At 33.5% G+C, this 1,010-nt stretch carries 2 protein-coding genes; both read right to left on the bottom strand.

Going from position 1 to position 1,010, the window contains the following annotated elements:
- Nucleotides 1-362 precede the first annotated feature (362 nt).
- Complete coding sequence (locus BAQ46_RS23655; RefSeq protein WP_071742912.1) at nt 363-701, bottom strand: hypothetical protein; 339 nt, start codon at nt 699-701, stop codon at nt 363-365.
- 20 nt (nt 702-721) lie between these two features.
- The coding region (locus BAQ46_RS23660; RefSeq protein ID WP_071742913.1) for a polymorphic toxin type 50 domain-containing protein at nt 722-1,010 on the bottom strand (289 nt) is incomplete at its 5' end.

A 1,010-nucleotide genomic window follows, 5' to 3' on the forward strand; every position in this document is an offset into this window, starting at 1 on the left:
TTGAAAAAATTCGATAACTCCATGCAAAAATGTTTGCGCATAAATGGCTGTTTTTTCATGCCATGATCTATTGTCTTCCTACTCTTGCAAGTTAAATTGTTGTTTTTGCAAAGTAATTTGTTTCATCTCGGTTTGACGAGCTTGTTCTTCTATAATCCCCTAAGTTCTTCTCATTGTTTTTTCACAAAATCCGCATTGAGATTTCTTATTAGATATCCTAAGTACACTCATACTCTCATCCGTCTCTTTTTCTTATAGCCAATTTTATACCATCGATGAACACCCTTTACAGGTGTAAAAACATAGAAAAAAACCTTGATTGGCATATATGCCAATCAAGGTAACATTTTAAATACCACCTATTATTTACACATTTCTCTTTCCCATACTCTTTTTCCGTCAGTTAAAAACACTGCACTTGGTGGATCATCATAGAGAGAAATTTCAACCAATGAACTTTTTTCTTGTTTCAACCAATTATATACAATACCTTCGTTAGTAGAAGGTTGAGATAAAATATGATTTACTTGAAATGCTGTTGCATAATATTCTGCGTATGCGGGGTCATCATCATCTAATCCATTGTCTGTCTCATAAAATGTATCTGTTTTGCCTATAATTCTCAACCCACTGTTCCACTCTAATATGATTTCTACACCTTCATGCTCTGTTAATGTTTTAAATAAAGAATCTGCTTCCATAGACATCCTCTTTCTTAATTTTATTCTGATGGTTTTGCTGGTACTATATGGGCACCATCTTTTCCATAATGTATCATTCCTCTATTAGTCTCTATATATTGTCCGGTCACAATGTCATAGTATTTACCTATTGGTTTACCAAAGTCCACTCTTTCTTTATTTTTGGTAACAGTGGTTCCTTTTCCGGCAAACTTATCAAGCAATTCTTGCGCTATTTTATTATCGCCATAGAAAATGCTCTTATTTTTTCCATTTGCTAATTCTTGTTTATAGTTCGGTGTATCAGGAATATGCTTTTCTTGAGCTCCT

The sequence above is a fragment of the Bacillus paranthracis genome, assembly GCF_001883995.1.
GTDB lineage: Bacteria > Bacillota > Bacilli > Bacillales > Bacillaceae_G > Bacillus_A > Bacillus_A paranthracis.

What these genes read in the sequence shown, in the direction of transcription:
- BAQ46_RS23655 (WP_071742912.1), bottom strand. Translation starts at nt 701, where the DNA reads ATGGAAGCAGATTCTTTATTTAAAACATTAACAGAGCATGAAGGTGTA.